Source organism: Antarcticimicrobium sediminis, from assembly GCF_004348975.1.
GTDB lineage: Bacteria > Pseudomonadota > Alphaproteobacteria > Rhodobacterales > Rhodobacteraceae > Antarcticimicrobium > Antarcticimicrobium sediminis.
The window spans coordinates 36,109-54,096 of the sequence record NZ_SMFP01000002.1; the positions used below are offsets into that span (position 1 = coordinate 36,109).

Annotated in this window: 20 protein-coding genes and 1 riboswitch; of the genes, 5 read left to right on the forward strand and 15 right to left on the reverse strand. The window is 65.6% G+C overall.

Features of this window, described 5'->3' with window-relative positions:
- Positions 1-137 precede the first annotated feature (137 nt).
- Complete coding sequence (locus E1B25_RS03450; RefSeq protein WP_132827284.1) at positions 138-929, reverse strand: inositol monophosphatase family protein; 792 nt, start codon at positions 927-929, stop codon at positions 138-140.
- 214 nt (positions 930-1,143) lie between these two features.
- Between E1B25_RS03450 and E1B25_RS03455 the strand changes: the two genes are divergently transcribed.
- From E1B25_RS03455 to E1B25_RS03470, 4 genes are all read left to right on the forward strand, one after another.
- Positions 1,144-2,151 (forward strand): ABC transporter substrate-binding protein, encoded by a 1,008-nt coding sequence (locus tag E1B25_RS03455; RefSeq protein ID WP_132827285.1) that lies wholly within the window; start codon positions 1,144-1,146, stop codon positions 2,149-2,151.
- A gap of 112 nt (positions 2,152-2,263) precedes the next feature.
- The gene (locus E1B25_RS03460) at positions 2,264-3,292 is read left to right on the forward strand and encodes an ABC transporter ATP-binding protein (RefSeq protein WP_132827286.1); all 1,029 of its coding nucleotides are present in this window, start codon (positions 2,264-2,266) and stop codon (positions 3,290-3,292) included.
- A complete protein-coding gene (locus E1B25_RS03465; protein WP_132827287.1) occupies positions 3,292-4,983 on the forward strand; it encodes an ABC transporter permease subunit in 1,692 nt (563 codons plus the stop codon). The genes E1B25_RS03460 and E1B25_RS03465 overlap by 1 nt, the downstream gene beginning before the upstream one ends.
- 4 nt (positions 4,984-4,987) lie before the next feature.
- Positions 4,988-5,746 carry a DeoR/GlpR family DNA-binding transcription regulator gene (locus E1B25_RS03470; protein ID WP_132827288.1) on the forward strand — a complete coding sequence of 253 codons (759 nt, stop codon included), beginning with the start codon at positions 4,988-4,990 and terminating at the stop codon, positions 5,744-5,746.
- Positions 5,747-5,819: 73 nt separating this feature from the next.
- Here E1B25_RS03470 and E1B25_RS03475 read toward each other — a convergent pair whose 3' ends face one another.
- From E1B25_RS03475 to thiD, 10 genes are all read right to left on the reverse strand, one after another.
- Positions 5,820-6,575: an ABC transporter permease gene (locus E1B25_RS03475; RefSeq protein ID WP_425358920.1), complete on the reverse strand. Its 756-nt coding sequence runs from the start codon at positions 6,573-6,575 to the stop codon at positions 5,820-5,822.
- Entirely contained in the window at positions 6,575-7,312 is a 738-nt protein-coding gene (locus E1B25_RS03480) for an ABC transporter ATP-binding protein (protein ID WP_132827290.1), read from the reverse strand. The genes E1B25_RS03475 and E1B25_RS03480 overlap by 1 nt, the downstream gene beginning before the upstream one ends.
- Positions 7,309-7,992, reverse strand: coding sequence for a TenA family protein (locus E1B25_RS03485; protein WP_132827291.1), 684 nt, complete (start codon positions 7,990-7,992; stop codon positions 7,309-7,311). The genes E1B25_RS03480 and E1B25_RS03485 overlap by 4 nt, the downstream gene beginning before the upstream one ends.
- Positions 7,989-8,921, reverse strand: coding sequence for an ABC transporter substrate-binding protein (locus E1B25_RS03490; RefSeq protein ID WP_245510603.1), 933 nt, complete (start codon positions 8,919-8,921; stop codon positions 7,989-7,991). The genes E1B25_RS03485 and E1B25_RS03490 overlap by 4 nt, the downstream gene beginning before the upstream one ends.
- A 66-nt stretch (positions 8,922-8,987) precedes the next feature.
- Positions 8,988-9,950: a HesA/MoeB/ThiF family protein gene (locus E1B25_RS03495; protein WP_132827293.1), complete on the reverse strand. Its 963-nt coding sequence runs from the start codon at positions 9,948-9,950 to the stop codon at positions 8,988-8,990.
- Entirely contained in the window at positions 9,947-10,543 is a 597-nt protein-coding gene (locus E1B25_RS03500) for a thiamine phosphate synthase (RefSeq protein WP_132827294.1), read from the reverse strand. The genes E1B25_RS03495 and E1B25_RS03500 overlap by 4 nt, the downstream gene beginning before the upstream one ends.
- Entirely contained in the window at positions 10,540-11,301 is a 762-nt protein-coding gene (locus E1B25_RS03505) for a thiazole synthase (protein ID WP_132827295.1), read from the reverse strand. The genes E1B25_RS03500 and E1B25_RS03505 overlap by 4 nt, the downstream gene beginning before the upstream one ends.
- 2 nt (positions 11,302-11,303) lie before the next feature.
- The gene (gene thiS, locus E1B25_RS03510) at positions 11,304-11,501 is read right to left on the reverse strand and encodes a sulfur carrier protein ThiS (protein ID WP_132827296.1); all 198 of its coding nucleotides are present in this window, start codon (positions 11,499-11,501) and stop codon (positions 11,304-11,306) included.
- Entirely contained in the window at positions 11,491-12,471 is a 981-nt protein-coding gene (locus tag E1B25_RS03515; RefSeq protein WP_132827297.1) for an FAD-dependent oxidoreductase, read from the reverse strand. Before E1B25_RS03515 ends, thiS begins: the two co-directional genes overlap by 11 nt.
- Positions 12,464-13,267 (reverse strand): bifunctional hydroxymethylpyrimidine kinase/phosphomethylpyrimidine kinase, encoded by an 804-nt coding sequence (gene thiD, locus E1B25_RS03520; RefSeq protein ID WP_132827699.1) that lies wholly within the window; start codon positions 13,265-13,267, stop codon positions 12,464-12,466. The genes E1B25_RS03515 and thiD overlap by 8 nt, the downstream gene beginning before the upstream one ends.
- Before the next feature lie 65 nt (positions 13,268-13,332).
- Positions 13,333-13,430, reverse strand: a riboswitch (TPP riboswitch).
- A gap of 155 nt (positions 13,431-13,585) precedes the next feature.
- Here thiD and E1B25_RS03525 point away from each other — a divergent pair.
- The gene (locus E1B25_RS03525) at positions 13,586-13,813 is read left to right on the forward strand and encodes a sulfurtransferase TusA family protein (protein ID WP_132827298.1); all 228 of its coding nucleotides are present in this window, start codon (positions 13,586-13,588) and stop codon (positions 13,811-13,813) included.
- A gap of 5 nt (positions 13,814-13,818) precedes the next feature.
- On the opposite strand, the gene E1B25_RS03530 is transcribed toward E1B25_RS03525, so the two are convergent.
- Genes E1B25_RS03530 through E1B25_RS03545 form a run of 4 tightly spaced genes read right to left on the reverse strand, consistent with a single transcriptional unit; the run spans position 13,819 to position 17,958 of the window.
- Positions 13,819-15,942: a molybdopterin-binding protein gene (locus E1B25_RS03530; protein WP_132827299.1), complete on the reverse strand. Its 2,124-nt coding sequence runs from the start codon at positions 15,940-15,942 to the stop codon at positions 13,819-13,821.
- Positions 15,939-16,433: a molybdopterin-guanine dinucleotide biosynthesis protein B gene (gene mobB / locus E1B25_RS03535; protein ID WP_132827300.1), complete on the reverse strand. Its 495-nt coding sequence runs from the start codon at positions 16,431-16,433 to the stop codon at positions 15,939-15,941. The genes E1B25_RS03530 and mobB overlap by 4 nt, the downstream gene beginning before the upstream one ends.
- Entirely contained in the window at positions 16,430-17,041 is a 612-nt protein-coding gene (mobA, locus tag E1B25_RS03540; RefSeq protein ID WP_132827301.1) for a molybdenum cofactor guanylyltransferase MobA, read from the reverse strand. Before mobA ends, mobB begins: the two co-directional genes overlap by 4 nt.
- A complete protein-coding gene (locus E1B25_RS03545) occupies positions 17,038-17,958 on the reverse strand; it encodes a formate dehydrogenase accessory sulfurtransferase FdhD (protein WP_132827302.1) in 921 nt (306 codons plus the stop codon). Before E1B25_RS03545 ends, mobA begins: the two co-directional genes overlap by 4 nt.
- Between the last annotated feature and the right edge of the window lie 30 nt (positions 17,959-17,988).

A 17,988-nucleotide genomic window follows, 5' to 3' on the forward strand; every position in this document is an offset into this window, starting at 1 on the left:
GCGCAAATGCCGGAACAGGCCGCCTTCGGGGGACGAAACCGGTCTTTTGTGTTGGCTGTTGAAGTCGATCAACAACGGGTGGGGCGGCGGGCCAGATCATTGACCCGCTGGGCAAGCCCGGTCAAGCCTGCGCGGCCTTAGCCCCGCGTCATCGACAGGATTTCGGCGTGAAGCTCGGGCGTTGCTGCCGCCACCACCCGGCCTGATGAGTCGAGGCCCAGCGGCGCGCCGTTCCAATCGGTGATGACCCCGCCCGCACCTTCGATCACCGGCACAAGCGCAAGATAGTCATAGGGTTGCAGGTCCATCTCGACCACTGCATCCACATGGCCCGAGGCCAGCAGCCCGTAAGTGTAGCAATCGCCGCCAAAACGGCGCATCGCCGCGCGGGCGCTGATCCGGTCGAAAATGGCCAGCCCCTCCGCGTCAAAGCTGTCCGGCGATGTGGTGTAGAGCCGCGCGTCGGCGAGCCGGGTGCAGCCGCTGGTTCGGCAACCTTGGCCGCAAAATTGTGTCGCGGCACCTGTCTGACCGACCCAGATTTCGCCGGTGGGGGGGATGGAGATGACCCCGATGGTCGGTTTTCCATGCTCCAGATGGGCCACCAACGTGCCAAAGGCCGGCATCCCGGTGATAAAGCTTTTGGTCCCGTCGATCGGGTCCAGAACCCAGATGTTCGGGCTGTCGAGCTTGGAACTGCCGTGTTCCTCGCCATAGATGCCATGACCGGGGAATCTGTCGATGATTTGCGCGCGCATGGCGCTTTCGATGGATCTGTCCGCCTTGGTGACGGGCGATAAATCTTCTTTCTTTTCAATATCCAGAGGCGTCCGGAAATAGCTGAGTGCCATCGGCGTAGCGCTCTCGGCCAGCGCGCGCGCGAACACTGCCAAGGGGTCGGTTTCCGGTGTTTCCATGGGTGTGTGCATATTTTTTCCTCAGCGGGCTCATTTTGCTCCGGCAACCGGGGGCATGTGGAAATAGTAGTAGACAGAACCCCAAAAAATGCAAGAATACACAAATAACCCCAAACGTCGCACTGCGGCAGGGCGCAGTGCCGGGCAGGGCGCAGGCACGCCAGAAGGCCTGAAGCGATCCGGTGGACTTGTGTCTGTCGGTGAAAATTCAACATGGAGATCGACAATGAAAAATCATATTTTTGCTGTTTCCGCCTCGCTGCTTGCGCTTGCGGCGGCCTCGGCTGCCGTGGCGGGCGAGATCACGGTTTACACCGCGCTGGAAGAAGAAGAGATCGCGGCCTATGCGGCGGCGGCGCAGGCGACGATGCCGGACGTCGAGCTGAATATTCTGCGTCTGTCCACCGGCAAGCTGGGCGCGCGTATCTTGGCCGAGGCGGGCAATCCGCAGGCGGACGTGATCTGGGGCTGGGCCGTCACGGCGATGATGGACCCGCAGATTCTGGATATGCTGGAACCCTACGCGGCCAAAGGGTCCGAGGTTCTGGGCGACGCCTTTCGCGATGCCGATGGTCGCTGGTTCGCGCCGGTCGGTTATATGGGCGCGTTCTGCGTGAACACCGCGCGGCTGGAGCAGAAGGGCCTGCCGATGCCCAAAAGCTGGAAGGATCTGGAAGACCCGGCGTTCAAGGGCGAGATCCTGATGCCGGATCCGAATTCTTCGGGGACCGGGTATCTGCATGTGAACGCGGTTCTGCAAACGCTGGGCGAAGAGGCCGGCTGGGCGCAACTGGCGGCGGTCGATCCCAATATGGCGCAATATACCTCTTCGGGGTCGAAACCGTGTAAATCGGCGCGCACTGGTGAATACACGGTCGGCATTTCGCTGGCCTTCACCGCGATGCAGTCGATCGAAGAAGGCTATCCGCTGGCCATGGTGTTCCCCGAAGGCGGCGTCGGCTATGAGCTGGAAGCCTCGGGCCTGATGTCCAGCAGCGACAACAAGGACGATGCCAAGGCCTTCCTGGATTGGACGATGTCGGAAGAGGCGATCGACCTGTATCGCCAGTACAAGGCGCTGATCACCATCCCCGGTGTCGGGGCGTCGGCGGCTGCGGAAAAGGCCGGTTTGCCAGCGGATATCAGCACCGTTCTGGCCGATGTGGACTTTGTGAAGTCGGCGGCAGGGCAGAACGCCATCAAGGCGACCTGGAAAGAAAAATTCGGCCGTTGATCGGCTGATCATTGGCGCGCGGGGCTTGGTTCCGCGCGCCGTCGGTTTCTTTGCGCGCGACCGTGCTCGCGGGCAAAGGCCAAGACACCCCACAGCCCGGAACCGCACCCCCATGTATCTGACCGTCCGAAATGTCACCAAACGCTATGGCCCCTTCACCGCATTGGACGATGTGTCCATTTCGATCGAGAAGGGCGAGTTTGTGTGCCTGTTGGGCCCGAGCGGATGCGGCAAGACGACCTTGCTGCGGCTGATTGCCGGGCTGACCGATATCGACGAGGGCGAGGTGCTTCTGGAGGATCAATCCCTGTTGGGCCTGCCCGCGCGCAAGCGGGGGTTCGGGATCGTCTTTCAATCCTATTCGTTGTTCCCCAACATGACGGTCGCGGCCAATATCGGCTATGGGCTGAAGATCCGAAACGTGCCGTCAGACCAGATTTCCGCGCGGGTGCGGGATCTTCTCGAGATGGTCAAGTTGCCACAACTGGCCGACAAATTGCCCGGCCAGTTGTCGGGGGGCCAGCAACAGCGCATCGCGCTGGCCCGCGCCATTGCGGTGGACCCGCGCGCCTTGCTGCTTGATGAACCGCTTTCGGCGCTGGATGCCAAGGTCCGGGCCGAGCTGCGCGGCGAGATCCGACAGTTGCAGCGGGCGCTTGGCATTCCGACCTTGATGGTGACGCATGATCAGGAAGAGGCGCTTGAACTGGCCGACAAGATCATCTGCATGAACCATGGAACGGTGGTGCAGACCGGAACGCCGGAAGAGCTGTACAATCACCCGGTGACCCGTTTCGTGGCCGATTTCATGGGCCGCAGCAATATCATCCCCACCGACCGGATCCGTGCGGTTCTTCCCGATCTGATGGCACATCGGCCGGATGGACCGGAGGACGCCTATTCGGCCTGTATTCGTCCTGAGGAAATCACCATCACCGCCGCGCCCGCCGGGACGCAAACCGTGCGCTCCATCGGCTTTCTCGGCAACCTCAGACGGATTGAAACCGATGGGCCGCTTGGGCCCGTGCTGGTGGAAACCCATGGCCAAGCCAAATGCAACGAAGGCGATGCGGTGACGCTGGAGATTCCGGCGCAGGCCTGCACCTGGGTGCGCAATGACCCGGCAGGGCCGGTCGCGTGATGCCGACACGCCAAGCCACCCCCGCGACAGCGCACACAAAACGCGGTCTGGACGGGGATCGGGTTTTGACGGCGTTTTGCGTCGGTCTTCCGGTTCTGGGGCTGCTGCTGTTCTTTCTGTACCCGATGGCCATCGTGTTCCTGCGCTCGATCACCGTTGCGGACGGCACCTATGGGCTGGGCAATTACGGCGAGGTGCTGGCGTCAAAGGGGTTCTGGCGCGCGACATGGCATTCGATGGCGATGGGCGGGGGCACGACGGTGCTGAGCGTGCTGTTGGGCTTCGTCATTGCGCATGGGCTGCACCGCTGTGCGTTCCGGGGCAAATGGCTGATCCGGGCGGCGATCGTGCTGCCGTTGCTTGCGCCGTCTTTGGTGCAGGCGCTGGGCCTGATCTTCCTGTTGGGGCGCAACGGGTTGGTGAACCGCTTTTTCGGGCTGGAGATGGATATCTATGGCTTCTGGGGGTTGTTGATCGCCAACACGCTTTATGCGCTGCCACAAGCGGTGATGATCATCGGCGCCGCGCTGGTTCTGCTGGATGCCCGCACCTATGAGGCCGCCGAGATCATGGGCGCCAGCCCGTCCCGGCAGTTCCGGGATCTGACCCTGCCTGCGGTGCGTCTTGGCCTTTTGAATGCCGCCTTCGTGGTGTTCACCATCACGATCACCGATTTCGGCAATGCCGCCGTCATCGGGGGCGATTATTCGGTTCTGGCAACCGAGATCTATTCACAGGTCGTCGGCCAGCGCAATTTCAACATGGGGGCGGTCGTGGGCATCATGCTGCTGCTGCCCACGGTCGCGTCCTATGCCATCGAACGGCAGGCGATGAAGCGGCAGAAGGGCCAGCAGGGGACCAACAGCCAGCCCTTCGTTCCGCAGTTTACGCCGGTTCGCGACCTGCCGATGGCAGCTATCAATTTCCTGATCGCGGTGCTGATCGCTGCCGTGATCGCCATCGTGGTTTTTGCCAGTTTCGTGCGGCTCTGGCCGTATAACTTCGAGCTCACCACGCGGCACTATAACATCACCCTTGCGGGCGGTTATGGCTCGCTTTGGATGACGATCGTCATATCCCTGATGGCGGCAGCGGGGGGCACGCTGGCGGTGTTTCTGCTGGGGCTTGGCCTGCGCCGGGTTCCATCCGCGCTGGCGCAGCCGCTTCAGGTTCTGGCGGCGATGCCGGCGGCGGTGCCGGGGATGGTGCTGGGGCTGGCCTATATCCTGACGTTCAATTCGACGGCAACGCCGCTGTATCTGCTGTATGGAACGGCGGCGCTGATCGCGATCATCAACTTCTATCACTATCACACGCAGGCCTTTCTGACTCTGCAGACCGGGTTCCGGCAACTTCCACCCGCGCTTGAAGAGGCCGCCGGGAGCCTTGGCGCCGGGTTGGGTAAGGTGGCCGTCAATGTGGTGGCCCCCTTCATCGCGCCGATGCTGGTGTCGGTGTTCTTCTTCCTGTTCATGCGCTCCATGGTGACGCTTTCGGCGGTGGTGTTCCTGACCACACCGAAACTGAACGTGGCCGCCGTGACGATCATGCGGCTGGATGATGCCGGGCTGACATCACAGGCGGCGGCGTTCTCGACCGTGGTGATGGCCGTGGTCTGTGCCGCCCTGATCGGGATGAAAGCCGTGTTGGCAGTGATGGGGCGGGGCCAGACGCGCCCGGCGAAAGGCTGAACCGATGTGGTCCAAGGATCGTCACCAACGCATCCTGTCGATGCTTGAGGTCAGCGGGCGGGTCAGCGCCAATGATCTGGTGAGCATTCTGGGCGTTTCACGCGAAACCGTGCGCCGGGATCTGGTGGATCTTGAGCTTGCCGGGCTGGTCCAGCGTGTTCACGGCGGTGTTGTGCTGCCCGATACCAGTGTCGAGGCGCCTTTTGAGAAACGCAGGCAAAGCCAGACACGGGCCAAGCGCGACATTGCCCGCAAGGCGGTGTCCCTGATCAAACCCGGCGCCTCGCTGTTCGTGGACGCCGGCAGCACCACGTCGATTTTTGCGCAAGAGTTGGTGAAACTTTCCGGCATCATGGTCGTGACCAATTCGATTGAAATCGCAACGACGGTGCAGGCCGCCAACACCGGGATCAATCTGGTGCTGCTGGGGGGGCGGCTGGTTAATGATGTGCCGGGCACCTATGGCGAACTCACGGTGTCAGAGATCCGCCGCTTTCAGGTCGACATGGCCTTTATCGCGCCGGTCGGGCTGCATGCGGAAAAGGGCGCGTTTTCCTATGAACTGCTTGAGGCGGATGTCGCGGGCGCGATGATCGAAAACGCGGCCGAGACGGTCTTGCTGGTTGATCACACCAAGCAAGCCACGCTCAGCCGGGTCCGGTTCTGCGAGATTGGCCAGATCGGAACGCTGGTCGCCGACAATAGTTCATCCCCGGCGCAGTTGGAGCCGTTTCGCCGCGCCGGGATCAAGGTCGTCATCTGAGGGCTGGGACGGCCCGGAGTACCCCGTCCAAGGCTGGTTGTGTCATCCTCAAGGAAACGAGTTCGTCAGCGGTTCAGGCAAACGAAAGCCGCTTTTCAGACCATCGGGAAAGGGCCTCGACAGCGATCCAAAGGCTCAGGGAAAGGCCGGAGAGCGCGATCAAAGCCGCGAACATCAGGGCGGTCTGACCGCGGCCGTTTGACATCAACATCAGATGCCCCAAACCTTGTGAGGCCCCGACCCATTCTCCGATCAGCACCGCCAGCGGACCATAGACCGCCGCCAGCCGCAGGCCCGAAAGCAGCCCCGGCACCGCATGCGGCAAGCGCAGCAGCAGGGTTTCGCGCCAGCGCCCGGCCCCGGACAGGCGTGACAGGTCGCTCAGCCCCGCAGGCAGGCTCATCAGCCGGTCAAACAGCGCCGAGGCAATCGGGAAATAGGTCACAAGCGCGATCGTCACGATCTTGGACGGCATGCCATAGCCCAGCCAGAGCGTTATCACCGGGGCCAGCGCAAATGCTGGAATGGCCTGCGCCAGTACCAGCATCGGGCGCAGCAGCCAGCGGGCGCGCCGCGACAGCGCCAGCAGCAAGGCCGTTTCAACGCCCAAGGCGATCCCGATCACAAGGCCAAGGCCAAGGTTGGATGCGGACCAAAGCGTGTTTTGCCAAATCAGCGCGGCATTGTCCCACAAGGACTGGGCGACAAGACCGGGGCCGGGCAGGATAAAGCGAGGCACACCGCTGAGGCTGACCACCGCCTGCCAGACCGCGAGCGTGACCAGCACCGGAACGGCGGCGCGCCACAGGCCCCGGGCGGCGCGCGCGATCAAGCGGCCTCCGACGCAAGGTGCAGGCGCATCCGCTGCAAAAGCGCGGCCTGCGCGGTCAGGGTGGTTGCGGCTTCTGGTGCGCGCGGCGGGGCCGTAGGGGGCAGTGGACAGGGATCGACGCCCGTGCGCGTCACGATCCAGGCGCTGTCTGCCAGCCGGATCGCCTCGGCGGGGTCATGGGTGATCAAAACCACGGTTCGACCGCTCAGAAGCCCGGCGGCCAGATCCTGCATCGTGTGGCGCGTCATCGCGTCCAGCGCCGAGAACGGCTCGTCAAGCAGAACGATGGCCCGATCCTCATACAGGGTCCGTGCGAGGGCGACGCGCTGGCGCTGCCCGGCAGAGAGCTGTGAGGGTTTGCGGGTCTCATGGCCGGCAAGCCCGACATCCGCCAGCAGCGCCGCCGCCCGGTCTGGCTGCGGGCGTTCGCCGCGCAGGCGGGCGCAAATCGTGACATTGTCCCGCGCCGTGGCCCAGGGCAAAAGCTGATCGTCCTGCGCCATCATGGCGACGCGCGGGGCAATGGCGGCATTGTCCTGTGCCGTGATCCGACCATCCAGACGCGCGGCACAGGGCAGGGCGGCGATCAATCGCAAAAGCGATGTCTTGCCGACACCGGACGCCCCCAGAAGCGCGCTCCACCGACCTGCGGGGAGAGTCAGATCGAACGCCTCGATCAGGCACCGGCCCCCGGCGTGGAGCGATCCCGCCATATGGATGGCCGGGGCGATCATACCGCCACCGGGTGAGAGGCCATGCTCCAGAAACCGATTTCCAGCCGCGTCGCCGTGCTAAACCGGGCCTGAAGCTCGCCCGCGCGCGGCAGATCCTCCCAGCCGGGGCCAAGACGGCGCAAAATCGCGCCATCGATCAACGCCCCGACATCCCGGCACAGGGCCTGAAACGCTTCCCCGCCATAGGTTGCGCACCACTCTGAGTAGGCACCGCTGTTGCCCGCCAACCGGGCGCCGATTTCGCCATATCCCAGCACGCAGGGGGCCAGCGCCGCCAGCAGATCTAGAAAATCGCCGGAATAGCCCGCCTCCAGCACATAGCGGGTATAGGCCAGATTTTCGGGGGCCTCGGGCGTTGCCTCCAACGTGGCGCGGTCGATGCCCTGCGCGGCGCAGGTTTCCACATGCAGCGGCATTTCCTCATGCACCAGCGCGTGAACCGTGGCGCTGGCCGCGGCCATTTCGTCCAGCGTCTTGGCCTTGGCCGCCGCCAGCGCCCATGCGCGGGCGAAATGGATCAGGAACACGTAATCCTGACGCAGGTACTGCAGGTAATTTTCCTGTGGCAGGGTTCCGTCGCGCAGCCCTTCGACAAAGGCGTGGTGGGTGTAGCGGCCCCAATCCTGCGCCGCGCCCGCACGCCAAAGCGCGAAGGCACGGCCATAGTCCGGCCCGCTCATTGCGCGACTTCGGCAGTAACGTCGGCGGTGACGTCGCGCACCAGATCGGCCGCGGGAATGGGGGTTTTCACGGCCCCTTGCTCAAGCAGAAACGCCTCGAATCGCGCGTAACGGCCCTGATCGACGGCGGCGGGGCGGCTGGCAAAGCGTGGCCATGTATCGGCCCAAGCGCGGGTGTTCAGCTCGTTGCGCAACTCGGCGCTGGTGGCGAAAAAGGTCTGCCCGGCGGCTTCGGGATCATTCAGGATGTAGGCGGCGGCGCGTTCGGTCGCGTGGAGGAAGCGGGCGATCAACTCGCGATTCAGCCCCTCGGCGCGCGCGATATAGATCAGCTCGTCATAGGCGGGCACGCCTTCGGCCTCGGGGTAGAAACAGCGCCCTTCGTGGCCTTCCATCTCCATCTGGTTCAATTCGAAATTGCGAAAGGCCCCGATCACACCATCGACCTGTCCGGACATCAGCGCGGGCGAGATCGACCAGCCGATATTGATCTGTTCGACGTCCTCGGGGGACAGGCCGCTATGGGCCAACATGGCCGACAGCAGCATTTCCTGCACCCCCGCCACGGAAAAGCCGACCTTACGCCCGGCCAGATCTGCGACCGACTGCACCGGCCCGTCGGCCCGTACCACAAGGCAGGTGAGCGGGGTCTCGATCAGGGTGCCGACGCGGACCACGTCCAGCCCTTCGCGGCGGTTGAGATGCAACTCGGGCTGGTAGCTGAGGGCAAGATCGACGTTGCCAGCCGCCACCATGCGCGGCGGATCATTGGGGTCGGCGGGGGTGACCAAGTCGACCTCAAGCCCGGCATCAGCGAAAAAGCCCAGCTCTTCGGCCAGAATGATGGGCCCGTGATCGGGATTTATGAACCAGTCGAGCATGACGGTCATGTGGTCCTGTGCCAGCACCGGGGTGGCCAGCAGGGTCATTGCGCATGTTGCGAGTATCTTTTTCACGTCTGTCTCCGTCATGGGGTGTGTGTTGGGGGGAAAAGGTCAGGTGCCGGGCAGCGCCAAAAGCGCGATGTCCCCGGCCCAGCGGTGGCGCAGGGTGGTCCCGGCGTTATGGGCGCGCAGACCTGTTTGACAGGCCAGCACGATCCGTGTGCCAAGATCGGGCAAGGCCAGATCAGCCAAGGCGTCGGTGGCGAGGTGTCGTGCGTCCGCGCGAAAGGGGGCGGGTCTTTCACGGCGCAGATCAATCACCATGTCGGCAGGGGTGATCTGGTCCGGGGCGATGAAAGGGGCGGGGCGGTCGGGTTCGGGGGCGTCTTCAAAGCGGAAGTCCGAGCTGCGCCAGTTGGCGGCATCCAGAACCATCATCCGGCCCAGCGGCGAGGGGGCCAGATCAAGCAGAACGGCCAGCGCCATCTGCGCCTGTATCGCCCCGATCGCGGCCACCACGGGGCCCAGAACGCCAGCGGTTTCGCAGGTCGGGGCACCGTGCGGCAGATCAGGGAACACGGCGCGCAGGGACGGCGCGCTGCGGCAAAACCCGCCGACATAGCCCCGCAGCCCCAACGCCGAGGCCGATATGAGCGGCGTGCCAGAGGCATAGGCAACATCAGACAGGGTGAAGCTGACAGCAAAGGTATCGGCGCAATCCAGCACCACATCGGCCTGCGCCACCAGAGCGGGCGCATTGGCGGGGGTGAGCCAATCGACCAAGGGCCGCACGGTGACGTCGGGATTCAGCGCGGCCAGCGCCTCGGCGGCGGCCTCGGCCTTGGGGCGTGCGATATCGCGCAGCCGGTACAGGGGCTGGCGGTGCAGGTTGCTTTCGCCCACGAGATCACCGTCGATCAGGGTGATCGTCCCGACCCCGGCGCCGACAAGATATTGCAGCACCGGAACGCCCAGCCCGCCCGCGCCTGCGACCAGAACACGGGCCGCGCGCAGGCGGTTTTGTCCGGCCTCACCGACCTCGGGCAGGGCGATCTGTCTTGCATATCGGCTCATCGTGCCACCGTCAGCCAGTCGCGGATACGGGCGTCGGGGGTCGGGTTCAGGGTGATATCCGTCACTGCAGCCACCGTATCGGCCCCGGCTTTGAAGGCGCCCGGCGCCCGCTCGACCGACATGCCCCCAATGGCGCAAAGCGGGATGTCGCCAATCAGGCTTTTCCACTCGGTCAGCTTATCGAGGCCCTGCTCGGTCCATTTCATCTTTTTCAGGATGGTCGGATAGACCGGGCCCAAGGCGATATAATCGGGGGTCAGGGCCAGCGCGCGGTCAAGTTCGGCGCGATCATGGGTGGAAATTCCCAGTTTCAGGCCGGCGCGACGGATCGCGGCGATGTCGGCACTGTCCAGATCTTCCTGCCCCAGATGCAGCCAATCCGCGCCAAGTTCGATCGCCAGTTGCCAATGATCATTCACCACAAGGGCGGCGCAATGGCGGCGGCACAGGGCCAGCGCGGTGCTGATTTCGGCGCGCAGGGCTGCCTTTGGGCGATCCTTGATGCGCAGTTGCACCAGCCGCACCCCAAGGGGGACGGCGCGCGCCACCCAATCGGCGCTGTCGAATACGGGATAGAAACGGGGCAGGGTCATAGCCAGGCCTTTCCGATCACGGGGGTCGAGGGCACGGCCATGTCGCGCGCGATCATCGGCCCGGAGGTACGCGCCAATGCGCCCGCCTCGGCCGCCAGCGCAAAGGCGCGCGCCATGGTGGGGGGATCCTCGGCCTCGGCCACGGCGGTGTTCAGCAGGATCGCGTCGAACCCCAGTTCCATCGCCTGTGCCGCGTGGCTGGGCAGGCCAAGGCCCGCATCCACCACCATGGCCACATCGGGAAAGGCCGCGCGCAGGGTGCGCAGCCCGTGGATGTTGTTCAGCCCCATGCCCGAGCCGATCGGCGCGCCCCAAGGCATCAGCACCCGGCAGCCGGCATCAATCAGCCGCGCCGCCAGAACCTGATCTTCGGTGGTATAGGGAAACACTTTGAAACCATCCGCGCACAGCGCCTCGGCGGCCTCCAACAGACCAAAGGGATCGGGCTGCAGCGTGTCGGCATGTCCGATCACTTCAAGCTTGATCCAGTCGGTGCCGAAATATTCACGCGCCATCTGGGCGGTGGTGATCGCCTCGCGCGCGGAATGGCAGCCGGCGGTGTTGGGCAGCAGATGCACGCCAAGGCCGCGCACCATCTCCCAAAATGCCTGCCCCGCACCGCGCTCACGGCGCAGCGACACGGTGGCGACCGAGGCGCCGCTTGAGCGGAACGCGGCCTCCATCATGGTCGGTGAGGGAAAGCGTGCCGTGCCCAGCATCATGGGCGTTTGCAAGGTCTCACCATAAAAATCGCGCATGATCAGCCCCCCTGCATCGCGGTCAGAACCTCAAGCCGGTCGCCGGGTGACAGTTGGGTTGCGCCGCGCGTTGCGGCGGGAACAAAGCTGCCGTTGAGCGCGGTTGCCACGCGGGCCTCGCCCCAGCCCAGTTCGGCCAGCGCCTCATGCAAATGCGTTGCGGTGACGGCCTGCTGTTCGCCGTTGACTTCAATCTTCATGAACCAAATCCCCCATGTGACCTGTTGCAAGAACCTCTGCCGCCTGTTCGGCCAAAGCGGGCGACATCAGATAGCCGTGCCGGAACAACCCGTTCAGGTGCAGCACGCGCCCCCGGCGCAGCACGCGCGGCACATTGTCGGCAAAGGCCGGGCGCAGATCGGCGCCCATTTCGACGACCTCGGCCTCGGCAAAGCGCCGGTCCAGCGCATAAGCCGCCGACAGCAATTCCAACGCCGAGCGCGCGGTCATCGGGCCGCGCGCGGCGCTTTCGATCTGCGTCGCGCCCAGCATGAATATCCCGTTCGCCCGCGGCACCACGTACAGCGGGTGACGCGGATGCAGCAGGCGGATCGGGCGCGATAGGTGGATTTCATCCGAGTGCAGCACGACCATCTCGCCGCGTACACCGCGCAGCCCCGGCACATCGCCCTGAGCCGCCAGACCACGGCAATCCAAGACCGGGCCGCTCAGGTCTTTCGGCTCGACCGCGCCGGTTTCCACCTCGACCCCCGCATCGGCCAATGTCCGGATCAGATCGGTCAAAGCCTGTCGCGGATCGAGATGCGCCTCGGCGGCGAAGAACACCCCGCGCCGGTGCTGCCCGGCCAGCTCAGGTTCCAGCGCCGCGATCGCCGCCGCATCACAGGCGGTGTTGCCCTCGGTGCGCGCGGCAAAACGGTCCAGCTCGCCCCGGTCCCGTTCCGGCGCAAGGGCCAGCGTGCCCTGTTTGATCACGTGGGTCACGTCTGACCAAAGCCCAATGGCTTGGCGCCCGTGGGTCACGATCGGGGGCTCTGCCGTGGCGCTTTCACACTCGGGCGCCAGCATTCCGCCGGCCCACCATGAACAGCCATGCGGCCCCGGCGGTCCGACCCGGTCAATCACCCGGGGATGCAGACCGCGGGCAAGACAGGACCGCGCCGCCCAGAGGCCCGCGACCCCTGCGCCGATGATTGTGACGTCACTCATTGGACCACTCCGCATGAAAATGATGAACCGGGCCATGCCCGCCGCCGATGTTCAGCTGGTCCGCCGCCGCGATGGCCCCTTGCAGATAGGCATGCGCAGCGCGCACCGCCTCGGGCAGGGGCGTGCCACGTGCGAGACCCGCCGCGATCGCAGCCGACAGGGTGCAGCCGGTGCCATGGGTGTTGCGGGTGGTGTGGCGGGGGGCCGATAGCCGCAGCACCGCCCCGGGCGTGATCAGAAGATCGACACAATGCGCCCCGTCGCCATGGCCGCCCTTCATAAGCACCGCGCGCGGCCCCAAGGCCAGCAACGCGCGGCCCTGTTCCAGCATCTCGGCCTCATCCGTGGCCTCGGGCAGATCCAGCAACCGCGCCGCCTCGGGCAGGTTCGGGGTAAGAAGGTCGGCTCGCGGCAGCAGTCGGGCGCGCAGGCTTGCAACCGCGTCATCGGCCAATAGCGCATCGCCGGATTTCGCCACCATCACCGGGTCCAGAACCACCGGAGCCGCGCATCGCGCCAGCCCATCGGTGACGGCGTCAATCGCCTCTGGTTCACCCAGCATGCCGATCTTGATCGCGCCGATGTCCAGATCGTCAAAGACCGCGTCCATCTGGGCGCGGATCATCTGCGGCGCGACCGCAGCCACCGCCGTGACGGCACGGGTGTTTTGCGCGGTGATCGCGGTCAGCACGCTGGCGCCATAGACGCCCAACGCACTGAATGTCTTGAGATCGGCCTGAATCCCGGCGCCGCCGCCACTGTCGGATCCTGCAATCGTCAACGCCTGAAAAGCCATATACGCCCCCATTCAGAACAAGGGCCAAAAGCGTCGCGATACGGAAAGTCTTGGGCCATGGGTGGCCACAGCTTTGCTCCGTTCCCTCCGCCGGAATGACCCGGATCAGGTTCGATGGGTCAGCTTTCGCCTCTCAGCCATGACGGCACCCCAACGGATGCGGCCGGGGTAGCGCGCTGCGCAGAGCGAGTCAAACGGATTGCCGAAAGCGGGCGGCGCGTGCAGTGGAAAAGTTGGAGGAGGGGGCGTTTCCGTTTCTGGCGCGCGCCCGGTGCGATACGGATGGACAGCGCGCAGGCTGCGGATTAACTCTGTCACATGACATGGGATCACGAACTCGATGCGCGCGGCCTGTTGTGCCCCTTGCCGGTGCTCAAGGCGCGCAAGCGGCTGATGGGGATGGCACCGGGGCAGATCCTGCGCCTTGTCGCCACCGACCCGGCGGCGGTGGTGGATGTACCGCATTATTGCACTGAATCCGGCAACCTGCTGCGCGACAGCGGGCAGGAGGGCGAGGCGCAGATCTATCTGATCGAGCGCCGCTAACCGCGTCAGACCAGCCCGAAGGCGGCATAGGGGATGAACCGCACCGGCGTGCCGGGCGTGATCGTCAGTGCGCTGTCGGGCAGTTCCACCAGCCCGGTGGCCCAGCTCAACCCGCTGATGCGGCCAGAGCCTTCGGATTGGAACACCTCCGCCGTGCCCGCCTCTGTCAGCCGCGCGCGCAGGAATTCCCGCCGCCCCGGTTTCTTGGTCTTGGAAAAGGCCGCCGGCACGGTAAATCCCTGCGGGCGCTGCCATCCGGCCCCGGCCATCAGCGACAGGGCCGGGCGGGCAAACACCAGCGCACAAACCAGCGCCGCGACCGGATTGCCGGGCAGGCCGAAGACCGGCCTGCCCTGCCACATCGCCAGCGCCAGCGGGCGCCCCGGTTTTACCGCGATGCGCCAGCTTGACAGTGTGCCCTTGCGCCGCAGCAAGGCCGAGACGTGATCCTCGTCCCCTGCCGAGGCTCCGCCCGAGGTCAGGATCACGTCAGCCTTGTCCGCGCCGTCGTTCAGGCGGATCTCGATCTGTTCCGGGTCGTCGCGCACATGGCCAAGGTCAACCGCCTCGCAGCCCCAGCCCTTTGCCAGCGACAGCAGCATGGGTCGGTTTGCATCCCAGATCTGATGCGGCGCGGCAGGGCTGGCCGGGCTGGGCACGATCTCGTCGCCGGTCGACAACACGCCGACCCGCAGCGGGCGGAACACCTCGACCTCGGGGATGCCAAGCGCCGACAGCAGCGCCAGATCCGGCGCGCGCAGACGATGACCGGCGGGCAGGGCTTGCGCCCCCTCGACCACGTCTTCGCCGGCTTCGCGGGTGTTGGCGTGGGGTTTGAGCGGTCCGTCAAAGATCACCGCGCCACCGTCCAGCGCGGTGTCTTCCTCCAGTACCACGGTATCCACGCCTTGCGGCAGGATCGCGCCGGTGAGGATTCGGATCGCGGCCCCCATTGGCACTGTGCCGTCAAACGGCTGGCCCGCCGCCGCACGCCCATCGACCAGCGGCAGGTGCTGGACGCCCGCACCGGTTGCGGCATGGGCAAAGCCAAAGCCATCGACGGCGGAATTCGGGCGCGGCGGGTTGGATCGGCGCGCGATGCACTCGGCGGCAAGGACGCGCCCGGCGGCCTGCGCGGTGGGCAGGGTTTGATGCGCGGTCACCGGGTGCAGCGCCGCTCGCAATTTGTCCAGCGCCACCTCCACCGGCACCCAGGTCACCCCCTGCGGCATGGCGAAACAATCATTGCGCAGCCGGGGGGGCAGGATCGCGGGCGCAAGCCCCTTGCGGGCGGCAGAATCGATCGCGCCCTCGTGACCCAGCCCGAGGATCCAGCCCTCTTCCAGATCACCGTCGCGCGTCATCGCATCAAGCTGCTCTGGCGCCAAGGCCCGCAGCGCGGCGGACAGGATGCGGACCTGCGCGCGATCCTTGATCTCGCCCGGCTCGGCCAGTTCCGCGACGGTTTTCGCGATCAGCGAGGGGAACACCTCGACCAGCGTGATCGGGGTCTGTGCGGACTCGAACGGGCGCACGGAAAGCGCCGCGCCGAACCGTTTGCGCAACGCCTGAAGCCGGGCAATGCCCAGCAGCGCCTGAGAGCCGACCGACCCAGCGCCCGCCAGTTTCCAGACCGGCTGCGCGCCCTTGGCGGTATCGCACGCGCGTTTGTCGGCGAAGGGGTTGGCATGCTCGGCCTTGGTGCGCGGCAGGTCGGGAATGTCGCGGCCCAGCGGGTTGGCCCAGAATGGACCCGCTCCGGGGAAGCGCCGGTTGATCTCTGCCGCCGCATCCAGCCGGTTGTTGGCATTGTCGGGCCCGTCTTCGATCCGCGCCGCGATCTCGGCCCATAGCGCGAGGGGATCATCGGTACCGGTCAGGGCACGGGCAAAGCCGCGTGGATAGGCAAAGGGAAAATCGAACCCGGCAAGCACCCGTCGCCCGGCGTCGATTTCCGCCGCGAACAGGGTGCAAAGCGCGTCGGTCGCCGCCTCGCGGGTGCGGTGGTAGCTGGTCGCCATCTCGCCGTCCCGCGCCACACCGATCCAGATCGCATCCTGTGAGGGCCGCGCGGGCGAGGGGGTGGAGGCCCCTGACCAATCGGTGACGACGACAGTGTCGAACCTCACAACCCGACCTCTCGCAGGATGAAATCGGCAATCGCTCCGGTGTCGTCGAGATCAAACACCGGCAGGGCGCAGCCCGGTTGCGGTGTATCGGCGGCCACGGCGCGCACGCTTGGGTTTTCCCCAGCCAGCAAGGGCTTGGCGGTCTCGGCGCGATGCGCTTCGATCTTGGGGTGATGGTCACGCTTGAAACCTTCGACCAGCACCAGATCGACCGGCGAGAGCCGCGCCAGCAGTTCCTCCAGCGGCGGCTCATCGGCCCCGCGCAGCTCATGCATCAAGGCCCAGCGATGCGGCGAGGCCAGCATGACCTCCTGCGCGCCGGCCTCGCGGTGGCGATGGCTGTCGCGCCCGGGCTGGTCCACATCGGTGCTGTGATGGGCATGTTTGACGGTGGAAACGCGTAGACCGCGCCCGGTGATCTCGGCCACCAGACGTTCCATCAACCCGGTTTTGCCAGCGTTCTTCCAGCCGGTGACGCCATAGACCTTCACAGCGCCTCCAGCAGATGCGCCGCCTCGGTCAGGTCTTCCGGGCGGTTGACGTTGAAGAACGGATCGAAGGGCTGCGCCGGAAACTCCGCCAGCCCGGCCTGATGCGCATCGGTCCACAGCACGATCTTGCGCAGCCCGCCCTCCAGCGCCGCGCGCAGATCCCCTCGCAGCGCAACCGGCCAGAGGCCAAAGGTTGGATGACGCCACAATTTACCCTCGGCGTCGCGCGATCCCGCCAGCGCCAGCCCCTCGAGGCCCGCCGCCGCGCGCAGCCGTGCGACCAGATCGGCCGGAAAGAACGGCGTGTCGGCGGCGGCGGTCACTATTGTATCGATCCCCTCGGCGGCGGCCCAGTCGAGCCCGGCCAGAACCCCGGCCAGCGGTCCGGGGTGATCGGGCATACTGTCCGGCAGCACCGGCAGCGCGAATTCGGCAAAGCGTTCGGGCGCACCATTGGCGTTGATCGCCAGACGGTCGCATTGTGGTGCAAGCCGCGTGATGACGTGATCGATCAGTCGGGTGCCGCCCAGCTCGCGCAGCCCCTTGTCGCCGCCGCCCATGCGGGTGGCCTTGCCGCCGGCCAGAATGACCCCCGCGATCCCGCTCATGCGTCCGCCCCTTTGCGCCGATGTTTCCCGGCCTCTTCCGGCACCTCGCCGGGGTCGGCATCGCGCAGCAGCCGGTCTTCTCCCGACAGGCAGACGAACCGCTGCCCGCGCATCCGCCCGATCAGGGTCAGCCCGACCTGACGCGCGATTTCCACCCCCCAGGCGGTGAAGCCCGAGCGCGAGGCCAGCACCGGGATGCCCATCAGCGCGCATTTGATTACCATCTCGGAGGTCAGCCGCCCGGTAGTATAAAGGATCTTGTCGTCGGCCCGGACCCCGTGGCGGAACATGAACCCGGCGATCTTGTCCACCGCGTTGTGGCGCCCGACATCCTCCATGTAAACCAAGGGGGTGTCGCGCTGGCACAGCACGGTGCCGTGGATCGCGCCGGCCTCCAGATACAGCGACGGCGTGCTGTTGATCTGCTTGGCCAGCGCATAAAGCCAGCTTGTGCGGACCTCGGCCTGCGGCAGGGTCAGCCCCTCCAGCCCCTCCATCATGTCACCAAAGACGGTGCCCACCGCGCAGCCGCTGGTGCGGGTCTTTTTCTGTACCTTTTCCTCATAGGAGGTCTGCCGCGTGGTACGCACCACCACGGTTTCGATCTCTTCATCGAAATCGACGCCCGTCACCTCGTCATCGGGGCGCAACATGCCCTGATTGCGCAGAAATCCCAGCGCCAGATACTCGGGGTGGTCGCCGATCGTCATGGCGGTGACGATCTCTTGCCGGTTCAGATAGATCGTCAGCGGGCGTTCCTCGACGACCGAGATCTCGGTCGCAGCGCCGGTGTGATCCGTGCCGGTGATCCGCCGGGTCAGCCTTTGGTCCGTGGGATCGGGCAGCAGAGGAAGGTCGGGCAGCGTCACGCGGCGGCTCCTTTTTAAGGCGGGGTCTCTTTCCTGCTCGGCGGGCATCTTGTATGCCGAACTGGAGAGTTGCAAGGG